Below are 2,013 nucleotides of genomic sequence, written 5' to 3'. Positions count from 1 at the left end.
GTTCTACCTCATGTAGAAACTATCCGCAAAACGCGGTAAATTTAACGTTGAAGTATCCAGCAACCTCCCCGGGCGGCAACCGAGCCCGGGCGGCACTCAAGAAGGACGTACGGAATGGCAACGCTCGGCGAAYTGGAACGGGCAGTGATGGACCTGCTCTGGGCAGGCCACGAGGCTGCGACGGCGAACACGCTGCGGGACCTGCTCGCGCAGAGCACGCGGGCCCAGGGCGGCACCGCCGGCCACGTGGGCAAAGACCTGGCCGTCACGACCGTGTTGACCGTGCTCTCCCGGCTCGAGCGGAAGGGCCTTGTGGAGCGGGAACGCGGCACCCGGCCGCACCGCTACCAGGCCATCTCCAGCCGCGCGGACCACACCGCGGAACTGATGCATGAGGTGCTCGGCTCCGCCCCCGACCGCGAGGCCGTGCTGGCCCGCTTCATTGGATCCGTGTCCGCGACGGAGGCGGAAACCCTGCGCAAACTGCTGGAACACAGCTAACGCCGGATGTTCTGGACCTCATATTTTCTGGCGGTCCTGGCGATAGTACTGGCCTGGCCGGTGCCTATCCTTCTTTCCCGCGCCCAGTGGCCGGCCCGCTCTCCTTCCACGGCCATGCTGCTCTGGCAGGCCATCGCCCTGGCAGGCGGCCTGTCCATGATCGGAGCCATGCTGGTCTACGGCTTGGAACCGGCCGGGGCCACCCTCTTGGCCGGCCTCCGGTCCCTGGCGGGCATGGTGTTCCGGAACGAACCCACCACGGTGCTGGGATTCTGGCATATCTTCGCGCTCTCCGCCGCGGCCTTGTTGACCGCCCACCTGGTTTTCACACTGTTGCTCACCTACTACAAGATCCAGCGGCAGCGGCGCCGGCACCGCGAACTCCTCGCGCTGCTGGCCTTCCCCTCGGCCGACGGCCCCAGGACCATGGTCATCAGCCACGACTCCCCCGTGGCTTACTGCCTGCCCGGCGGCGCCCGTTCGGTCACGGTGCTGTCGGACGGCCTGATGGCGGCCCTGCAACCGGCCGAGTTGCGCGCGGTCATCATCCACGAGAACGCCCACCTGAGCCAGCGCCACCACCTGCTGCTGTGGGCGTTCGCAGCCTGGCGTCAGGCCCTCCCCTGGCTGCCGACCACCCGGCTCGCCCAGGAAGCGGTCAGCTCGCTGATCGAGATGCTGGCCGACGACGTCGCACTCAAGACCGAAAGCAAGGCCAGCCTGATCAAGGCGATCGCGATCGTGGCGAGCGGAGCCGCCGGCAGTCCCGTCGGCCCCGAGGCCCGGATGGCATTCGGCGACGGCTCGTCAGCCATCGACGCGGCCCAGCCCGGCGCCACCGGCGGTGCCGGTTCGACGGCGATTACCGCCTCGCGCGTCAGCCGGCTGCTCACGCCCCGTCCGCCGCTGCCTGAACCGCTGCGCTACGCGGTGCTCGGCGCCTGCCTGCTGCTGCTCGCCCTGCCCACCGCGCTGCTGATCGTCCCCGGCCTGCTCGGCTGAGTCCGGCAGCTCCGCCCCGGGTCAGCCGGCGCCACCCCGGGTCAGCGCCGTCGGCGGGCGGGTCAGGCGTCGATGCGTTCCCGGTCCAGGTTTGCCGCACCGGCGATGATGAAGTCCTTGCGGGGCGCCACGTCGGAACCCATCAGCAGGTCAAAGGTCTCCTCGGCCTGCTTCGCGTTCTCCATCCCGACCTTGCGCAGGGTGCGGTGCCGCGGATCCATGGTGGTCTCCGCGAGTTGCTCCGCGTCCATTTCGCCCAGGCCCTTGTAGCGCTGGATCGGTTCCTTGTACCGCTTGCCCTCCTTGGCGAGCCGGGCCAGCAGCACGTGCAGTTCCGCCTCCGAGTACGTGTAGATCATCTCGTTGGCCTTCTGGCCGGCATTGATGACCTCCACCCGGTGCAGCGGCGGGACGGCGGCGAAGACGCGTCCCTCCTCGATCATGGGGCGCATGTAGCGGAAGAACAGCGTCAGCAGCAGGGTCCGGATGTGGGCGCCGTCGACGTCGGCG

At 68.7% G+C, this 2,013-nt stretch carries 2 protein-coding genes and 1 pseudogene; 2 read left to right on the top strand and 1 reads right to left on the bottom strand.

The window, feature by feature from the left end; all coding sequences use genetic code 11:
• Positions 1-114 precede the first annotated feature (114 nt).
• The gene (locus tag AB4Y86_RS17665; protein ID WP_441403460.1) at positions 115-501 is read left to right on the top strand and encodes a BlaI/MecI/CopY family transcriptional regulator; all 387 of its coding nucleotides are present in this window, start codon (positions 115-117) and stop codon (positions 499-501) included.
• 6 nt (positions 502-507) lie between these two features.
• Positions 508-1,503 (top strand): M56 family metallopeptidase, encoded by a 996-nt coding sequence (locus AB4Y86_RS17660; protein WP_441403459.1) that lies wholly within the window; start codon positions 508-510, stop codon positions 1,501-1,503.
• A gap of 62 nt (positions 1,504-1,565) precedes the next feature.
• Here AB4Y86_RS17660 and AB4Y86_RS17655 read toward each other — a convergent pair.
• Positions 1,566-2,013 (bottom strand): annotated as a pseudogene (locus tag AB4Y86_RS17655) (DNA topoisomerase IV subunit B); the annotation flags it as partial.

The organism is Arthrobacter sp. 2YAF22_2 (genome assembly GCF_052114645.1).
GTDB lineage: Bacteria > Actinomycetota > Actinomycetes > Actinomycetales > Micrococcaceae > Arthrobacter.
This window is presented reverse-complemented; position numbering and strand designations above follow the sequence as displayed.